Consider the following 17009-nt stretch of genomic DNA (forward strand, 5'->3'; position numbering starts at 1 on the left):
CGCGATGCACGTCATCTTCCGTGAAGCGCATGGGCTGGAGGAAAGCGCCGCGCCGCGCGATCTGGGGCAGGATGCAGCGGACCTCGTCATCCTGTCGTTTTCCGACAGCGACCTTGGCGCCTTTGCCGCCGGATGGCGCGCGGCCGGGGGGACGTTGCCCAGCCTTCGGCTCGCCAACTTGGCCGATCTGGCGCATCCGCTGTCGATCGACACCTATGTCGAGTGTACGCTGGGCATGGCGAAGGGGATATTGATCCGGCTGATCGGCGGAACCGCTTATTGGCCCTATGGCGTGCAGCAGGTGTCGGCGCTGGCGCGGCGTTTGGGGATTGCGCTGGCGATCCTTCCTGCCGACGGGCGTGCGGACGCGCGGCTGGACGCGGCATCGACGGTTCCCGAATCGACGCTGCGCCGACTGGCGCAATTGTGCGACATCGGCGGCGCGGCAGCCGCGCAAGCAGCACTCGCGCAATTTGCCCTGGCAGCGGGGCTGTACGCCAGGCCCGCCCCCGCCGCGCGCGCGATTGCCGCCGTGGGAGGATGGCAGCCGGCACAAGGCGTCGTCTGCCCGGCGGCGTTTGCGATTACGTCGGTTCGACCGCGCGTGCTGCTGGTCTTCTATCGCTCCTATCTGATGGCTGCCGACCTCGATCCGATTGCGGCATTGCATGCGGCGTTGGTCGCGCGTGGCTATGATGTCCTGGCCTTGTTTGCGCCGTCGCTGAAGGATGCGCCGGTCGCCGGCTGGTTGAAGCGCTGGGCCTCGGCGCTGCGCCCGGCCGCGATCGTCAACGCGACCGCGTTTTCGGCGCGAGATGCAGCAGGTGCGACGCCGCTGGATGATGCGGGCGTGCCGGTATTTCAAGTCGCGCTCGCCACGTCGGATCGCGCCGCATGGGCCGAATCGGCGCGTGGCCTCTCCCCCGCCGATCTGGCGATGCACGTCGTGTTGCCCGAGGTCGACGGTCGCCTGTTCGCGGGCGTCGCCAGCTTCAAGCACGCCGCCGCGCGCGACCCCGATCTGCAATATAGCAGGCGCGAACACCGCGCCGATCCCGACCGGATCGAGGCGATCGCGGCGCGGGTGCATGGCTGGATCACGCTGGGTGCCAAGCCGGTAGCAGAGCGTCGGGTGGCGATCCTGCTGTCGACCTATCCGGGCAAGGCGCATCAGATGGCGCACGCGGTCGGCCTCGACGCGATCGCTTCGGTCGTGGCGATCGGCGAGGATCTGGCGGCTGCCGGCTACGCAATCGGGGCGTTGCCGGATTTGCCGCAGGCGCTTGGCAAGCAATCGGTGGAATGGTCTGTCGCCGCCTATCGTGCCGCGCTGGCGATGCTGCCCGCCGAGCTTCAGGCCGATCTGGCAGTGGCATGGGGTCCGCCCGAGGACGATCCTGCGGTCGAGGACGGCGCATTCCGGTTCGCCGCAACGGCCAGCGGCGAAACCATCGTCGCGCTTCAACCCGAACGCGGGCACGATGGCGAACGAGCCGCCGAATATCACGACCTCACCCGCTGCCCCCGGCATGGCTATGTCGCCTTTTATCTCTGGCTGCGGACGCGCGGCACCGACGCGCTGGTGCATGTCGGCGCGCATGGCACGCTGGAATGGCTGCCGGGCAAGGCGGTGGCTCTGGCCAACGCCTGCTGGCCAGAGGCGCTGACCGGCGCAATGCCGGTGCTGTATCCTTTCATCGTCAACGACCCCGGCGAAGCCGCACAGGCCAAGCGCCGGATCGGTGCGGTCACGATCGGCCATGTCCCGCCGCCGCTCGTAAAGACTGGCAGCGGCGCCGGGCTCGGTCGGCTGGAGGCGCTGCTCGACGAATTCTCGAATGCCGACGGGTTGGACCCGGCCCGCCGCGATCGCCTGCAGCGCGACATCGGCGACGAGGCGACGGCGCTGGGGCTGGAGGCGGCGCTGGGGCTGGATCAGGCGCGGTCTCCCGCCGACGCCGTCACGCGGATCGACGCCTTTGTCTGCGACGTGAAAGACAGCCAATATGGCGACGGACTCCACGTCTTTGGGCGGGGCGAACACGGTGCCGCCGAACGCGAAGGACTGCTGCGCGCGCTCGCCGGACGGCGCGTGCCCCCCGGCCCCGCTGGATCGCCGTGGCGCGGACGCCGCGATGTGCTGCCGACCGGGCGCAACCTTTACACCACCGATCCGCGCGCGGTGCCGTCGCGGTCGGCGCATGCTCAGGGCGTGCGGCTCGCCGACGAGCTGACCCGGCGGCATTTGCAGGATCATGGCGATTATCCGCGCGGGCTGGTGGTCGATCTATGGGGATCGGCGACGATGCGCACGGCGGGCGAAGAGTTCGCGATGGCGCTCCACCTGCTGGGGGTCGAACCGATATGGGATCATCGGTCCGATCGAGTCACCGGGGTGGAAATCCTGCCGCTGGCGTTGTTCGACCGCCCCCGCATCGACGTGACGTTGCGCGTGTCGGGCCTGTTCCGCGATGCCTTCCCCACCTTGTGCGCGATGTTCGGGCAAGCGGTGCGCGCGCTTGCCGCCCGCGACGAGCCGGCGGATCTCAACCCGTTCGTCGGCACTGCGCCCGGCGCGCGAGTCTATGGCCCACCGGCCGGGCGCTACGGCATTGGCATGGGCGACAGCGCGGATAGCTACACTCCAGAGGGGCGGCGGACGGCTGGCCAAGCATGGCTGGCCGCGTCCTCGCACGCGCTGGATGATGGCGACGCGCGCGCCGATCCAGCGGGGATCACCGCGCTGGTCGCCGCTGCCGACGGCTTCGTCCATATCCAGGACTTGCCCGAAACCGACCTGTTGCTGGCCGCTGATTATGCCGCGCATCAGGCGGGGTTCGCCGCCGCGCAGGCGGTGACCGGCGGACGCGCCGCGCTATATCATCTCGACGCGACCGACCCCGATCGCCCCCGCGCCCGCGCGCTTGGCGAGGAGATCGCGCGCGTGGTGCGTGCGCGCGCGGCGAATCCGGGGTGGGTTGCCGGCATGGTACGCCACGGCTTTCGCGGTGCCGCCGAGCTGGCCGCGACGATCGACCATCTGGGGACGTTCGCGCATCTGGCGGGCGTCGTCACGCCCGAATCGATCGACCTGTATTATGACGCGACGCTGGCGCGCGATGAGGTGCGCGCGTTCATGGCCGCCGCCAATCCGCAAGCGCTCGCGGCGATGGAGGCGCGGTTCGCGGCGCTCCATGCCAGCGGGCTGTGGCCGACCCGGCGCAATTCGATCCTCGCGCGGCTGGGGGTGAGCGCATGAGCATCGTCCGGGGCTGGTGCCCGACGGCGTATCGCCCGATGGCGGCGGGTGACGGCCTGCTTGTCCGCGTTCGCCCCCGGCTGGGCCGGTTGACCCGCGCACAGGCGCTGGGCCTGTGCGAAGCGGCGGCGGCGCATGGCAATGGCCAGATCGACCTCACCAACCGTGCCAGTCTGCAAATTCGCGGCGTTCGCGATGGGGATTGGCCGGCGCTGATCGCCAGCTTGTGCGCGCTCGATCTGGTCGATGCCGATCCGGCGATCGAGGCGCGGCGCGCGCTGTTATGTGCCCCCGGCTGGCAGGACAGCGACGATACGCACCGGATCGCGATCGAGCTGACGAAGCGACTGGCCGATCTGCCCGCCCTTCCCGGTAAGTTCGGCTTCGCGATCGACGCAGGCGAAGCGCGCGTGCTGTACAACGATCCCGCCGACATCCGAATCGAGCGCGGCGAGGCAGGCGGCGTGATCCTGCGCGCCGACGGTCGCGCGACCGGGGTGGCGGTGTCCACTGCCGATGCGGTCAATAAGGCGATCGCGCTGGCGCACTGGTTTGTCGCGAGTGGGGGCGTCACTGCCGGTCGCATGACGCGGCACCCTGTTTCCCTGCCGCGTTGGGCGGACCAGGGCGATCACCCAGCGCCCGCTTCGCCTACCGATCTTGCCGGCGCCCAATTGGGCCCGGTTCACGGCATGCCGTTCGGCAGGATCGATGCCGATGCCCTTGCCCAATTGGTGCAGCCCACCAGCGCCGTGGCAATCCGGGTCACTCCCTGGCGGCGGCTGATCGTCGAGGGCGGTGCCTTGCCCGATACCACAGAGCCAGCCGCGATCCGCGCCGATGCCTGTGTCGGCGCGCCCGCATGCCCGCAGGCCAGTGTCTCCACCCGCGCGATCGCACGCCGCCTTGCCCCTTATGTCGATGGCCATCTCCACGTCTCGGGCTGTGCCAAGGGGTGCGCGCGCGCCCTGCCCGCTGCGGTCGTCCTCACCGGGCGCGATGGCCGCTTCGACCTTGCCTTCGACGCAAAGGCGGGTGCCCCGCCTGCGCTGGCGGGGCTCGACGAGGCCCAGATCCTTACCCATTTCGGAGCCGCCTGATGCCGCATGTCTACCAAACCGACGGTGCCGCGATCTATCGCCAGTCCTTCGCGACGATCCGCGCCGAGGCGACACTGTCGCGCTTTTCGCAAGACGAAGAGCCGGTTGCGGTGCGCATGATCCACGCCGCCGGCCTTGTGGCGCTCGCCGCGCACATCCGCTTCTCGCCCGATTTCGCTCGGGTCGCACGCACGGCGCTGGCGGCGGGAGCACCGATCCTGTGCGATGCACGGATGGTGACCGAAGGGATCACGCGCGGACGGCTGCCCGCCGACAATCCAGTAATATGCACGCTCCACGCCGCCGAAACCGCCGATCTGGCGCGGACGATGGGCAATACTCGCTCGGCCGCGGCGCTCGAACTGTGGCGACCGCATCTGGCCGGCGCGCTGGTCGCGATCGGCAACGCGCCGACCGCGCTGTTCCACTTGCTCAACATGCTCGAAGACCCCGCCTGCCCCCGCCCGGCGGCGATCATCGGCTGCCCGGTCGGCTTTGTCGGCGCGGTGGAATCAAAGGCGGCCTTATGGGCCGATCAGCCCGTGCCCTGCGCCGTGGTCGAAGGGCGGATGGGCGGCAGCGCGATCACCGTCGCCGCGATCAACGCGCTGGCGAGCCGCGCCGAATGACCCAGCGGGGGATCATCCACGGCGTCGGCTTAGGCCCCGGCGCCCAGGATCTGATGAGCGTGCGCGCCGATCGTCTGGTGCGGGAGGCGCGCCACATCGCCTTTTTTCGCAAGGCGGGCAAGCCGGGCCAGGCTCGCCGTATCATCGACGGCATGCTTCGCGCCGATGCGATCGAATTTGCGATGGAGTATCCGGTGACGACCGAAATCCCGACTTCGGACCCGCGCTACGCCGACCGTCTCTGCGGCTTTTATGCCGACTGTACCGCGCATCTCGCCGCGTTGTCGGCGGCCGGTGAGGACATTGTGGTATTGTGCGAGGGCGACCCGTTTTTCTACGGTTCGTTCATGCATCTCCACAGCCGGCTGGCGGGCATCGCGCCGGTGCGCGTCGTCCCCGGCATCACCGGCATGTCGGGGGCCTGGACCGCCAGCGGCACGCCGATCACCTGGGGCGAGGATGTGCTGACCGTCCTCACCGCGACGATGCCCGAGGACGAGCTGACTCGCCGCATCGGTGACACCGATGCGCTGGTGGTGATGAAGATCGGCCGCCATCTCGCCAAGTTGCGCCGCGCGGTCGCCGCCGCTGGCCGCGACGATTCGGCGTGGCTGGTCGAATATGCGGCGATGCCCGACCAGCGCGTGACCCGGCTGGCAGACGCGAACGCGATCGCGCCCTATTTCTCGATCCTGTTGATCCACGGCCAGGGGCGGCGGCCATGACCGGATCAATCGCCATCGCCGGCCTCGGCCCCGGTGCGGCAACGCTGGTGACGCCCGAAGTCACCGCGGCGCTGGCCGAGGCGACCGATGTGATCGGCTATATCCCCTATGTCGCGCGCGTCGCGCCGCGCGCTGGGCTGGCGCTGCACCCGAGCGATAACCGCGTCGAGATCGACCGCGCCCGCCACGCGCTCGACCTGGCGATGGCGGGGCACCGGGTCGCCGTGGTGTCATCGGGCGATCCCGGCGTGTTCGCGATGGCGGCGGCGGTGTTCGAGGCGGTCGAGCACGGGCCGCCGGCGTGGCGCGACCTCGACATCCGGGTGCTGCCGGGGATCACCGCGATGCTGGCGGCGGCGGCGCGGGCCGGCGCGCCGCTGGGGCATGATTTTTGCGCGATCAACCTGTCGGACAATCTGAAGCCGCAGGCGCTGATCGACCGCCGGGTCCGGCTGGCCGCAGAGGCCGATTTCGCGATCGCCTTCTACAATCCCCGCTCCCGGGCCAGGCCCGACGGGTTCGGCCAAGCATTAGCGATCCTGCGCGAAATCTGCGGCGACGACCGGCCGGTGCTGTTCGCGCGCGCGGTATCGACCCCTGACGAGACGTTGCAGGTTGTCGCGCTGCCCGACGCCCGGCCCGAGATGGCAGACATGCGAACAGTGGTGATCGTCGGGTCAAGCACCACGCGGACGATCGCGCGCGGCGGCGCTCCGATCCTCTACACCCCCCGGTCGGCGGCATGACCGATCCAGCGCAGTGCATCGGCGACGGCGTGAACCTGGGTGCGCGGGGGCAGCACCGGGCGGTCGATCATCAAGACCGGCAGGCCAAGCTGGCGCGCGGCGATCAGCTTGGCCTGCGCGCCCGTCCCGCCGGCGTTCTTGCAGACCACCAAGTCGATCGCATGATCGCGCAGCAGCGCCGCATCGCCCGCGACATCGAACGGCCCGCGATCGACGATCAAATGATGGTCGGGCAGCACCGGCGCGGCATCGGGGCTATCGACGAAGCGCAACAGGTAATGATGCTGCGGCTGCTCCACGAATGCTGCGACATGCATCCGGCCCAGCGCGAGCATGACCCGTCGCCGCGGCCCGGCCAGCGCGGCCACCGCCGCCGCAATGTCGCCCACGCGGTGCCAGTCGTCGCCGGGTTCGGGCGTCCATCCGGGTCGGGTCAGCGCGATCAGCGGCACGCCCGCTGCAACGGCGGCTTCGACTGCATTGCCGCTCATCCGCGCCGCGAACGGATGCGTCGCGTCGACCAGGTGCGTGATCGCTTCGGCGCGCAGATAGGCCGCAAGCCCGTCCGCGCCGCCAAACCCGCCGATCCGCACCGGGATCGGCTGCGCCTTTGGACTGGCGACGCGCCCGGCGTAGCTCAGCATGGCGCGCGCGCCCCGTTTGGCCAGCGCCTGCGCCAGCGCGCTCGCCTCGGTGGTGCCGCCGAGGATCAGGATATTCGGCATGGCGGATGAACTCGGCAAGGCATGGCTGACGATCGTCGGGATCGGCGAAGATGGACCAGCGGGCCTGTCCGCCGCAAGCAGGGATGCGCTTGCCCGCGCCGAATGGGTGACCGGCGCGGCCCGGCATCTGGCGCTGCTGCCCGATCTGCCCTGCCCAAGCGAGCCTTGGCCGGTGCCGTTCGACGACGGTATCGCGCCGCTGTTGGCGCGGCGCGGGCGCAATGCGGTGATGCTGGTGTCGGGTGATCCGTTCTGGTTCGGTGCCGGCTCGGTCGTCACGCGGCATCTGGACGCCGGCGAATGGGTCGCGCACCCGGTGCCATCCAGCTTCAGCCTTGCCGCCGCGCGGCTTGGCTGGCCGATCGACACGACGCATTGTGCCGGGCTGCACGCCGCGCCGTTCACGCGACTGCGCCCGATGCTGGCCCCCGGCACCCGCGCGATCGTGCTGGTGCGCGATGGCGCGGCGGCAGGGGCGCTCGCCCATTATCTGGACGAGCAAGGCTTTGGCGACAGCATATTGTGGGTGCTCGAAGCGCTGGGCGGTCCGCGCGAACGCATCCGCCAGACCAAAGCCGCCGCGATCGACGCATCGGACATCGCCCATCCGGTGGCGATCGCCATCGTCGTCGCGGGCGACGGGGCCACCCTTCCCGCCGCCACTGGCCGCCCCGACCGCTGGTTCGCGCATGACGGACAGATCACCAAACGCCCGGTCCGCGCGCTGACGCTCTCGGCGCTCGCGCCTTGCCCGTTCGAGACATTATGGGACATCGGCACCGGATCAGGATCAGTCGCGATCGAATGGCTGCTCGCACATCCCACCACGCAGGCGCTGGCGTTCGAAGCCGATTCGGCCCGCGCTGCCCGCGCGCGCGGCAATGCAGCGGCACTGGGGGTCGATCGGCTCAAGGTGATCGAGGCGCGAGCGCCCGACGGGCTGGCCGATCAGCCGCGCCCCGATGCGGTGTTCGTCGGCGGCGGGCTGTCGCAAAGCTTGCTCGACTGGTTGTGGGCCGAGCTGCCTCCCGGCACGCGGATCGTCGCCAATGCGGTGACGCTCGAATCCGAAGCGTTGCTGGCGCAATGGCACCAGTTAAAGGGCGGCGATCTGCTGCGGATCGAATTGGCGGATGCCGCGCCGATCGGCACGCGGCGAGGCTGGCGCGCGCACTATCCGATCGTCCAGTGGAGCGCGCGGCTGTGATCGTCGCAGGTTTCGGGTTTCGCAGCAGCGCCAAGGTGGCTGCATGCGAAGCCGCGCTGGCACTGGCCCAGCCGGGGCACCCGCCCGTCACCGCGCTGGCCGCGCCGCACGACAAGGCAGATTTGCTTGCACCATTGGCGCACAGGCTAGGCATCCCGCTGATTGCGCTTGCCGCCGATCGCCTGACCGGCGTGGCGACGCCGACCCGGTCGCGCGCCAGCCTGCATGCGCGCGGCACCGGCAGTGTCGCCGAAGCAGCCGCCTTGGTCGCCGCCGGCGCCGGCGCGCGCCTGCTCACGCGCCGCTGTATTTCCCCCGATCGCACCGCAACCTGCGCCATCGCCCAAGGACTTTCGATATGACCGTTCACTTCATCGGCGCTGGTCCCGGCGCACCCGACCTGCTCACGCTTCGGGGGCGCGACCGGATCGCTGGCTCGCCGGTCTGCCTGTATGCCGGATCGCTCGTGCCTGCCGCGCTGCTCGATCATTGCCCGCCGGGCGCGCGGATCGTGAACACAGCGCCGCTGTCGCTGGATGCGATCATTGGCGAGATCGCGGCGGCGCATGCGCAGGGGCAGGACGTCGCCCGGCTCCATTCGGGCGACCTGTCGATCTGGTCGGCGATGGGGGAGCAACTGCGGTGCCTGCGCGCGCGCGGCATCCCGTTCACCATTACGCCCGGCGTGCCCGCCTTTGCCGCCGCAGCGGCGGCGCTGGAGGCAGAGCTGACATTACCCGGCGTGGCGCAGTCGGTCGTGCTCACGCGCACCTCGGGCCGTGCCAGCGCGATGCCCGACGCAGAGACGCTGCCCGCCTTTGCCGCAACCGGCGCGACCTTGGCGATCCATCTGTCGATCCACGCACTCGACCGCGTCGTCGCCGATCTGACCCCTGCCTATGGCGCGGACTGCCCGGTCGCGATCGTCTGGCGCGCGAGCTGGCCGGACCAGCGGATCATCCGCGCGACGCTGGCGACGATCGTCGAGGCGGCAGCCGGTGGGCCGGATCGAACCGCGCTGATTCTGGTCGGACGGGTGCTGAACAGCGAGGATTTCGGCGAAACCAGCCTGTATGCCACCGGCTATGATCGCCGCTTTCGGCCGCAAAGCGCCACGCCGCGATTCGCGGAGTCGGGCGAATGACCCCCGGCCTGATGATCGCCGCCCCCGCATCGGGAACCGGCAAGACCACGGTAATGCTAGGCCTGCTGCGCGCGTTTCGCGAGGATGGGCTGACGCTGCAGCCGTTCAAGAGCGGCCCCGATTATATCGACCCCGCCTTCCACCGCGCCGCCAGCGGACGACCCTCGTTCAACCTAGACAGTTGGGCGATGTCGGAAACGATGCTGCACGACCTGGCCGCGCATGGGCATGACGCCGATCTGGTGCTGGCCGAAGGGTCAATGGGCCTGTTCGACGGCGTTGCCCGGCCCGGCGCGACCGGCAATGGTGCCAGTGCCGACATCGCGCGGCGGATGGGGTGGCCGGTGGTGTTGGTGATCGACGTATCAGGCCAGGCGCAATCCGCCGCCGCGACCGCGCTCGGCTTCGCCCGCTACGATCCCCAGGTGCGGATCGCAGGCGTGATCCTTAACCGGGTGGCAAGCCCTCGCCATGAACGCCTGGCGCGCAGCGGGATGGCGGCGGTCGGCATCCGGGTGTTCGGCGCGCTGCCGCGGCGCGGCGACCTGAAGCTGCCCGAGCGCCATCTGGGCCTAATCCAGGCGGCCGAGCATCAGGATCTCGACTCGCGCATCGCCGATTACGCGCTGTTCCTGCGCGATCATGTCGACCTGCCGGCGATCCGGGCGGCTGCAACTGCGGCCGCCGCCGCCGCCGCTGTGCCGGGGCATAGGTTCGCCCCGCCCGCACAGCGGATCGCCCTGGCGCAGGACGCGGCGTTTTCCTTCACCTATCCACACATGCTGGCGGGATGGCGGGACGCCGGGGCCGAGATCATGCCCTTCTCGCCGCTCGCCGACGAAGCCCCCGATGCCAGTGCCGATCTGGTCTGGTTGCCCGGCGGCTATCCCGAGCTTCACGCCGGACGCCTCGCCGCCGCAAGCCGGTTCCACACCGGGCTAGCCGCGCATGCCGCGACCCGTCCGGTCCACGGCGAATGCGGTGGGTATATGGCGCTGGGCCAGGGCCTGATCGACGGTGACGGCACGCGGCATCGCATGGCGGGGCTGCTCGGCCTCGTCACCAGCTTTGCCGAGCGCCGGATTCATCTGGGGTATCGCCACGCCACGCTGCTCGCACCGATGGCAGGGGCTGCCATCGGCACCGGGCTGCGCGGCCATGAATTCCATTATTCGACCATCCTCGACCAGCCCGATTCCCCGCTTGCGCGGGTCGTCGATGCCGGGGGTGCCGAGCTTGCCGAGAGCGGATCATATCGCGGCCACGTCACCGGCACCTTCTTTCACCTGATCGCGCCCGATCAATGACCGGCTTCGTCGCGTTCGTCGGCTCGGGGCCGGGCGACCCCGAATTGCTGACCCTGAAAGCTGTGGCGCGATTGCAGGTGGCCGACGTCGTGCTGTTCGACGATCTGTCCTCTGGCCCGATCCTTACGCATGTCCGCCCCGGGGCCGAGTTGGTCGCGGTGGGCAAGCGCGCGGGTCGCCCCTCGCCCAAACAGGCGCATGTCTCGCAGCTGCTCGTCGATTACGCCGCGGGGGGCGCGCGCGTCGTGCGGCTGAAATCGGGCGACCCGGCGATCTTTGGACGGCTTGAGGAGGAGATCGTTGCGCTGCGATCGGCGGGTATCGCGTTCGAGATCGTCCCCGGCGTCACCTCGGCCAGCGCTGCTGCCGCCGCCGCCGCGATCCCGCTGACCCGCCGCTTGAGCGCACGGCGCGTCCAGTTCGTCACCGGCCACGACGTGACCGGCGGCCTGCCTCAGGGTCTCAACATGGCGGCACTGGCCGATCCCGCCGCAACTACGGTGGTGTTCATGCCCAAACGCACCTTCGCCGCGCTGGTCGAGATGCTCGTCGCCCACGGCCTGCCCGCCGACACCCCGGCATTGTTTGCCGAGAATGTCAGCGCACCCGATCAGCGCCTGACACACACCACGATCGCTGCCCTGGCGCGCGACCTGGACACCCATCGCGGCACCGCCCCCGCGCTGATCCTCTATGGTCCGTTGCTCGCGCCATGATCGACCTTCAGCTTATCGGCATCGGCACCGGCAACCCCGATCATCTGACGCGCGCTGCGATAGCGGCGATGAACGCCGCCGACCTGATCCTGCTGCCGCGCAAGCGCGACGCGACGTCCGACCTGATCGAGCTGCGCCGAGCGCTGTGCGCCAGCGTCCTCACCGGCGCGACCCGAGTGGTTGAATTCGACCTCCCCGAGCGCGACGCGGCGGGCGATTATCTTGCTGCGGTCGGCGACTGGCACGGCGCGATCGCGGCCTGCTGGGCGACGCAGATCGCCGCGCATTTGCCGGATGGTGGGCGGCTGGCGCTGCTCGTGTGGGGCGACCCGTCGCTCTACGATAGCAGCTTGCGCATTGCCGAGCGCCTCCGCGACGGCGGGCTGGCGCTTCGCATCAGCGTGATTCCCGGCATCACCAGCCTGCAAGCGCTCACCGCAGCGCATGCGATCCCGCTCAACACGCTGGCAGCACCAGTCCTGATAACCACCGGCCGCCGGCTGCGGACAGAGGGCTGGCCCGATTCGGTCGATACCCTGGCGTTGATGCTGGACGGTGATTGCGCGTTCACGGCCCTGGTGCCCGACGGCGTCACAATCTGGTGGGGTGCGTATCTGGGCATGCCGCAACAGGTGCTGGTCGCCGGGCCGCTCGGGGAAGTCGCGCAATCGATCGTCGAACGCCGCGCCGCGCTGCGCGCAACGCATGGCTGGATCATGGACACCTATTTGCTGCGCCGCACGGGGGCCGCATGACGCCGCCCGCGTTTGATCCGGCCTTCGCGCAACAGTTTGAAACGCTGCTTCGCTGGCGGCGCGACGTCCGGCATTTTGCCGCGCGTTCGGTGAGTGAGCAGGACATGCGCGCGGTGCTGCACGCCGCTGCGTTCGCCCCGTCGGTCGGCAATGCCCAGCCGTGGCGCTTCGTTCGGGTCCGCTCGCTGGCGTTGCGCGAACAGCTTGCCGATCATGTCGATGCGGTTTCCGCCGATGCCGCACGGGCAATCGCCGACGCGACGCTGCGCGCCCGGTACCAGACGCTGAAACTCCACGGCATTCGCGAAGCACCCGAGCTGCTAGCGGTCTTTTCGGATGAGCACCCGCCCGCAGGCCATGGCCTTGGCCGCAGCACGATGCCCGAGATGCTGCGCTATTCGACCGTCATGGCGATTCACACCTTGTGGCTCGCCGCGCGGGTGCGCGGCATCGGGTTAGGCTGGGTCTCGATCCTCGAGCCGGGAGCCGTGGCTGCCCTGCTCGATGTGCCCGCCGACTGGACGCTGATCGCGTTGCTTTGCGTCGGTTACCCCGCCGCCCCCGCCGACACGCCCGAGCTTGAACGCCGCGATTGGCAGGCGCGCGAGCCGATCGCCGACCGGATCATCGAGCGATGAACCCGCTTTTCACGCATGCTCGGGATAGAATCCAATGCTGACGCCAGTTGAGAACCGTCTGTCGGTGGTCGCGTGTAGCACCTGCCGATTCTCCGCCGACCAACGCGAAGACGCCGATGGCTTGCGCGGTGGCGCACTGCTGGTCGCTGCGCTGGAGGCGGCCAAGCAGGCCGACCCGCGCTATGCCGAGGTGACGATCGAGCAGATGCCTTGCATCTTTTCCTGCACCGAGCATTGCTCGGTTCACCTCCGCGCGCCGGGCAAGGTCGGCTATCTGCTGGGTCGCTTCACCCCCGATACCGATGCTGCGCGCGCGATCCTCGATTACGCCGTCCACTATGCCCAAAGCGAGCATGGGCGCGTGCCATTCAAGCAATGGCCGCAAGGCATCAAAGGCCATTTCATCGCCCGCATTCCGCCGGAGGGATTCCTTGTCGAAAGCTGAACCTGTGCCCAAAGGCGCGTTGTCGAAATCCGAAAGCGCGGGCCTGGGGCCGCCAACCCTGCGTCGGCGGATCGGCCTCCTCTATGTGCTGCTGATCGGGGCCAATATCGGCGCGTGGATCTGGGCGCTGTCGTTGTTCCACGCGCAGCCGCTGATGCTGGGGACTGCGCTGCTTGCCTGGGGGCTTGGCTTGCGTCATGCGGTCGATGCCGACCATATCGCAGCGATCGACAACGTCACCCGCAAGCTGATGCAGGACGGGCAACGGCCGATGCTGGTCGGCTTCTGGTTCGCGATCGGGCACAGCATGATCATCCTGCTGGCATCGGTAGCGATCGCCTTCACCGCTTCGGCATTGTCCGATTTCGAGGCGCTGAAAGCGACTGGCGGGGTAATCGCCACGATCATCTCCGCGGCGTTTCTGTTCACGATTGCTGCGATGAATCTGGTGATCCTCAGATCGGTATGGCGCACCTTCCAGCATGTTCGCGCGGGCGGTGCCTATGTCGACGAGGATCTCGATATCCTGCTCAGTGGGCGCGGGTTTCTCGCTCGATTGTTCCGCCCGATGTTCCGTCTGGTGTCAAAGAGCTGGCACATGGCACCGCTCGGCTTTCTGTTCGGATTGGGTTTCGATACCGCCACAGAAGTCGCGATCCTCGGCCTGTCTGCGAGTCAGGCGACGCAGGGCTTCACGATTGGGGCGGTTCTCGTGCTACCCGCGCTGTTCGCAGCAGGCATGGCGCTGGTCGATACAACCGACGGCATCCTGATGCTCGGCGCCTATGAATGGGCGTTCGTCAAACCGATCCGCAAGCTCTACTATAACATTACCATCACGGCGGTATCGGCATTCGTCGCGATCGTAATTGGCGGAATCGAGACCTTGGCACTGATCGCTGACAAGCTCGAACTGACCGGGCGACTGTGGTCCGCCGCAGCCGATTTAGGGGGAAACTTCAACCTGCTCGGTTTCGGCATTATCGGTGTGTTCATTTTGTGCTGGGCGATCAGCTGGGCGGTGTTTCGCTGGAAAAAGTTTGACGAGATAGAGGTAAGCCATGGCTGAAAGGGAAAGCCAGCGAACCTGCCCATTCCGACTGATCTGCGGCGCCAAAGCCGCGTCACTGGCAGACGAATGGCAAGTTGTTTGCCTGATATTCGAAAATTAAACCGGGCAAGTGTGGGCGGCTTCAAAACCGGCACTGGTGGTGCCGATCGACCCGATACATGGTCGAGCGCTGACCCTTGCAAGCGAAAGCGCTTATGCGCAAAAGAAGCCAACAGGGACGGGGAGCGGTATTGATGGGTGTTCGTGCTGGGCTGCTACTTGCGGCATCTATGCTTGTTGCAACCCCCGTTTGCGCGCAATCCGAGCAGGTACGTCGCGGACCAGCCCCAGCCTGGGTGACGCCGTCCGAGCTGATGCCGGTGCCAGCCTCTGTCAGCGGTCCGATATTCTTCCGCCGCCAGGATGTTGCGGTCCACCTCAGCGACAAGGGCCAGGCGCACTATACCGGCTACCGCATCAAAATTCTGGACTCGAGCGCCCTGCAGATCGGCAACATCTCGATCGCCTGGAACCCCGGCGCTGGCGCACCGATCATCCACGGCATCAAGGTGTTCCGAGATGGCCAGGTTACCGACGTCCTGAAGAACGCTTCGTTCGAGATTCTGCGGCGCGAGGATCAGTTGGAGGCGGCTATGCTCGACGGGACGCTGACGGCAGTGCTTCGCGTGCCCGACCTGCGTGTCGGCGATGAGATCGAAGTCGATCTGACAACCTTTTCAAGCAACCCTGGGCTGGGCCAGAATGAGGCCGGCATTCTCACGCTCGGAACAGGCCCAGCGCCGGGGCGGTACCATCTGGGGCTGAGCTGGGATGAGGGCCGTGAGCCTAAGCTCAAGGTCACTCCCGATATGACGGCGGCAATGCTTAAACGCGAGCGAGCGGTCGATTTTCGGTTCGACAATCCACCCCTCGCGTCGCCGCCAAAGGACGCACCGCCGCGCTATCAATGGCAGCGCGTCGTGGAGTACAGTGATTTCGCAGACTGGGCGGCGTTGTCACGCCATTTTGCGCCGATGTTTGCCAAGGCCGCGACACCGGCGACCGACTCTCCCGTCAGGCGCGAAGCCAGCCGAATCGCGGCCGCGGAGGCGCGTCCTTTGGAACGCGCAGCCGCAGCACTAAAGCTGGTGCAGCAGGACGTGCGCTACATTTATGTCGGCCTGAACGGTGCCAATCTGATCCCGGCCACGGCCGACGAAACCTGGCAGCGTCGTTACGGCGATTGCAAGGGAAAGACCGCGCTGCTGCTGGCGCTTCTGGCCGAGATGGGGATCGACGCAGAGCCGGTGCTTGTCAATTCCAGCGGTGCCGACGACGGACTCGATCAGCGGCTTGCGCTGCCGCAGCTGTTCGATCACGTGCTTGTCCGCGCGCATATCGACGGCCAGACTTATTGGCTGGACGGGACACTCCCGCCGGTTGCGGTGCCCAGCGCCCGGCCCGTCTTCCCGGTCGGTTGGGCCTTGCCGTTGACCGCCAAGAGTAGCGGGATCGAAAAACTTGCATGGCAGCCGGCGGCTGCACCCGACGAGATCAACCTGTTCGAGATCGATGCGCGCGCCGGGTTCGACAAACCGGCGCGTATCGTGTCGACCGAAATCGTGCGCGGCGTGAAAGGTTTGCAAAAGCAACTGGCATTCGCTTCGTTCGGTGCGGCACAGCTGCTGGAGGCTTTTCGCCAGAACGCGATCGGCGAGGTCTGGCAGGCGATCGACGACGTCCAATGGCGTTACGACCAGAAGGCGGGTGCCAGCATCCTGACCATCAGCGGCACCGGAACCGTAAACTGGGATGACGACGGCGACGGTGCGAAGTCGCTGGCCCTTCCCGGCGGTGGCTTCAGCCCGCCCGAGCGCCGGGTGCGGGCACCGGATCAAAACCGGGACGCGCCTTTCTACACGCAGCCCGAATATACCTGCCACGTTACCACCGTACGCTTGCCGAGTTCGACGGAGCCTAAACGGTGGTCGTCCAAACCCAGCTTCGACACCCGCCTGTTCGGCCGCAATTATCACCGCGCCTGGGAACTGCGTGATGGAGCGATTCGCATGATCCGCGGATCCCGCATCGAACAGCCTGAGATCGATGCAGCGACCGCGCTGCGCGACAACGCGCGGATTGCCGCGTTCGACAACAGCATGGGTTGGATCTCGTACAATCCTTCCGACAAAAAGGCTTCCGTCGGTAGCGGCGAGACGGTACCTGCCACCTTTGACTTAGATTGGACGGCCGGCAATGTACCGTGCGCGTCTCCCGCAGAAATTCAGTAGCCAAAGCTACCAGTCAGAGTGGACCACCGCTTGCTATGCGATCGGAACCACTGTGGCAGGAAGCGGAAAGGCTGCTGCGTCCGATGGCGGGCTTGCGGGCATGTTCTCGCGATCAGATGCGCTGGCCGCAATGCTTTGGGGCAGATCGAGCGGCGGATGCAGGAGAATCGGGATAGCTGAGCGCTGCGACAGGTTGATCCGCCAGGCTGTATCGGCGCTATACCTGACAGCGCAGCGACTGTCTAACAGGCTGCTGAAAAAGGGCTTGGCT

General features: G+C 67.9%; 17 protein-coding genes. 15 read left to right on the top strand and 2 right to left on the bottom strand.

What is annotated here, in order from left to right; genetic code table 11:
- Positions 1–4: 4 nt before the first annotated feature.
- The 5 genes from cobN to cobJ are packed head-to-tail and all read left to right on the top strand — an operon-like array spanning position 5 to position 6459.
- Positions 5–3259 (top strand): cobaltochelatase subunit CobN, encoded by a 3255-nt coding sequence (cobN, locus tag QU44_RS13230; RefSeq protein ID WP_033922776.1) that lies wholly within the window; start codon positions 5–7, stop codon positions 3257–3259.
- Positions 3256–4359: a cobalamin biosynthesis protein CobG gene (locus tag QU44_RS13235; RefSeq protein ID WP_033922777.1), complete on the top strand. Its 1104-nt coding sequence runs from the start codon at positions 3256–3258 to the stop codon at positions 4357–4359. The genes cobN and QU44_RS13235 overlap by 4 nt, the downstream gene beginning before the upstream one ends.
- The gene (locus tag QU44_RS13240; protein ID WP_033922779.1) at positions 4359–4988 is read left to right on the top strand and encodes a precorrin-8X methylmutase; all 630 of its coding nucleotides are present in this window, start codon (positions 4359–4361) and stop codon (positions 4986–4988) included. The genes QU44_RS13235 and QU44_RS13240 overlap by 1 nt, the downstream gene beginning before the upstream one ends.
- Positions 4985–5713 carry a precorrin-2 C(20)-methyltransferase gene (cobI, locus tag QU44_RS13245; RefSeq protein WP_033922780.1) on the top strand — a complete coding sequence of 243 codons (729 nt, stop codon included), beginning with the start codon at positions 4985–4987 and terminating at the stop codon, positions 5711–5713. Before QU44_RS13240 ends, cobI begins: the two co-directional genes overlap by 4 nt.
- Entirely contained in the window at positions 5710–6459 is a 750-nt protein-coding gene (cobJ, locus tag QU44_RS13250) for a precorrin-3B C(17)-methyltransferase (protein ID WP_033922781.1), read from the top strand. Before cobI ends, cobJ begins: the two co-directional genes overlap by 4 nt.
- Here cobJ and QU44_RS13255 read toward each other — a convergent pair.
- A complete protein-coding gene (locus QU44_RS13255) occupies positions 6435–7184 on the bottom strand; it encodes a cobalt-precorrin-6A reductase (protein WP_033922782.1) in 750 nt (249 codons plus the stop codon). The genes cobJ and QU44_RS13255 overlap by 25 nt on opposite strands.
- Here QU44_RS13255 and QU44_RS13260 point away from each other — a divergent pair.
- The 10 genes from QU44_RS13260 to QU44_RS13305 all read left to right on the top strand — a co-directional run bounded on the left by QU44_RS13260 (position 7183) and on the right by QU44_RS13305 (position 16738).
- The gene (locus QU44_RS13260; RefSeq protein WP_033922783.1) at positions 7183–8391 is read left to right on the top strand and encodes a bifunctional cobalt-precorrin-7 (C(5))-methyltransferase/cobalt-precorrin-6B (C(15))-methyltransferase; all 1209 of its coding nucleotides are present in this window, start codon (positions 7183–7185) and stop codon (positions 8389–8391) included. The two genes, QU44_RS13255 and QU44_RS13260, sit on opposite strands and share 2 nt — an antisense overlap.
- On the top strand, positions 8388–8753 hold the full coding sequence (locus tag QU44_RS13265; protein WP_033922796.1) for a cobalamin biosynthesis protein: 366 nt from the start codon (positions 8388–8390) through the stop codon (positions 8751–8753). The genes QU44_RS13260 and QU44_RS13265 overlap by 4 nt, the downstream gene beginning before the upstream one ends.
- Entirely contained in the window at positions 8750–9535 is a 786-nt protein-coding gene (gene cobM, locus QU44_RS13270) for a precorrin-4 C(11)-methyltransferase (protein ID WP_033922784.1), read from the top strand. The genes QU44_RS13265 and cobM overlap by 4 nt, the downstream gene beginning before the upstream one ends.
- Positions 9532–10842, top strand: a complete 1311-nt coding sequence (locus QU44_RS13275) for a cobyrinate a,c-diamide synthase (protein WP_033922785.1) — start codon at positions 9532–9534, stop codon at positions 10840–10842. Before cobM ends, QU44_RS13275 begins: the two co-directional genes overlap by 4 nt.
- Positions 10839–11558, top strand: a complete 720-nt coding sequence (gene cobA, locus QU44_RS13280) for a uroporphyrinogen-III C-methyltransferase (protein WP_033922786.1) — start codon at positions 10839–10841, stop codon at positions 11556–11558. Before QU44_RS13275 ends, cobA begins: the two co-directional genes overlap by 4 nt.
- Entirely contained in the window at positions 11555–12313 is a 759-nt protein-coding gene (gene cobF / locus QU44_RS13285; protein ID WP_033922787.1) for a precorrin-6A synthase (deacetylating), read from the top strand. Before cobA ends, cobF begins: the two co-directional genes overlap by 4 nt.
- Positions 12310–12951 (top strand): 5,6-dimethylbenzimidazole synthase, encoded by a 642-nt coding sequence (gene bluB, locus QU44_RS13290; protein ID WP_033922789.1) that lies wholly within the window; start codon positions 12310–12312, stop codon positions 12949–12951. The genes cobF and bluB overlap by 4 nt, the downstream gene beginning before the upstream one ends.
- 34 nt (positions 12952–12985) lie before the next feature.
- Positions 12986–13396 carry a DUF1636 domain-containing protein gene (locus QU44_RS13295; protein WP_033922790.1) on the top strand — a complete coding sequence of 137 codons (411 nt, stop codon included), beginning with the start codon at positions 12986–12988 and terminating at the stop codon, positions 13394–13396.
- Positions 13397–13400: 4 nt separating this feature from the next.
- Entirely contained in the window at positions 13401–14465 is a 1065-nt protein-coding gene (locus QU44_RS13300; RefSeq protein WP_443018090.1) for a HoxN/HupN/NixA family nickel/cobalt transporter, read from the top strand.
- Positions 14466–14803: 338 nt separating this feature from the next.
- Positions 14804–16738, top strand: coding sequence for a DUF3857 domain-containing protein (locus QU44_RS13305; protein WP_231621740.1), 1935 nt, complete (start codon positions 14804–14806; stop codon positions 16736–16738).
- Between the two features lie 33 nt (positions 16739–16771).
- Here the strand turns inward: QU44_RS13305 and QU44_RS18715 are convergent.
- On the bottom strand, positions 16772–17009 hold a 238-nt coding region (locus QU44_RS18715), incomplete at its 5' end, for a hypothetical protein (RefSeq protein WP_231621741.1).

This window comes from Sphingomonas sp. 37zxx (assembly GCF_000786205.1).
Taxonomy (GTDB): Bacteria; Pseudomonadota; Alphaproteobacteria; order Sphingomonadales; family Sphingomonadaceae; genus Sphingomonas.

Coding starts and splice junctions, on each gene's coding strand:
- cobN (WP_033922776.1), top strand. CDS start 5: ATGCACGTCATCTTCCGTGAAGCGCATGGGCTGGAGGAAAGCGCCGCG.
- QU44_RS13235 (WP_033922777.1), top strand. CDS start 3,256: ATGAGCATCGTCCGGGGCTGGTGCCCGACGGCGTATCGCCCGATGGCG.
- QU44_RS13240 (WP_033922779.1), top strand. CDS start 4,359: ATGCCGCATGTCTACCAAACCGACGGTGCCGCGATCTATCGCCAGTCC.
- cobI (WP_033922780.1), top strand. CDS start 4,985: ATGACCCAGCGGGGGATCATCCACGGCGTCGGCTTAGGCCCCGGCGCC.
- cobJ (WP_033922781.1), top strand. CDS start 5,710: ATGACCGGATCAATCGCCATCGCCGGCCTCGGCCCCGGTGCGGCAACG.
- QU44_RS13260 (WP_033922783.1), top strand. CDS start 7,183: ATGGCGGATGAACTCGGCAAGGCATGGCTGACGATCGTCGGGATCGGC.
- QU44_RS13255 (WP_033922782.1), bottom strand. CDS start 7,184: ATGCCGAATATCCTGATCCTCGGCGGCACCACCGAGGCGAGCGCGCTG.
- cobM (WP_033922784.1), top strand. CDS start 8,750: ATGACCGTTCACTTCATCGGCGCTGGTCCCGGCGCACCCGACCTGCTC.
- QU44_RS13275 (WP_033922785.1), top strand. CDS start 9,532: ATGACCCCCGGCCTGATGATCGCCGCCCCCGCATCGGGAACCGGCAAG.
- cobA (WP_033922786.1), top strand. CDS start 10,839: ATGACCGGCTTCGTCGCGTTCGTCGGCTCGGGGCCGGGCGACCCCGAA.
- cobF (WP_033922787.1), top strand. CDS start 11,555: ATGATCGACCTTCAGCTTATCGGCATCGGCACCGGCAACCCCGATCAT.
- bluB (WP_033922789.1), top strand. CDS start 12,310: ATGACGCCGCCCGCGTTTGATCCGGCCTTCGCGCAACAGTTTGAAACG.
- QU44_RS13295 (WP_033922790.1), top strand. CDS start 12,986: ATGCTGACGCCAGTTGAGAACCGTCTGTCGGTGGTCGCGTGTAGCACC.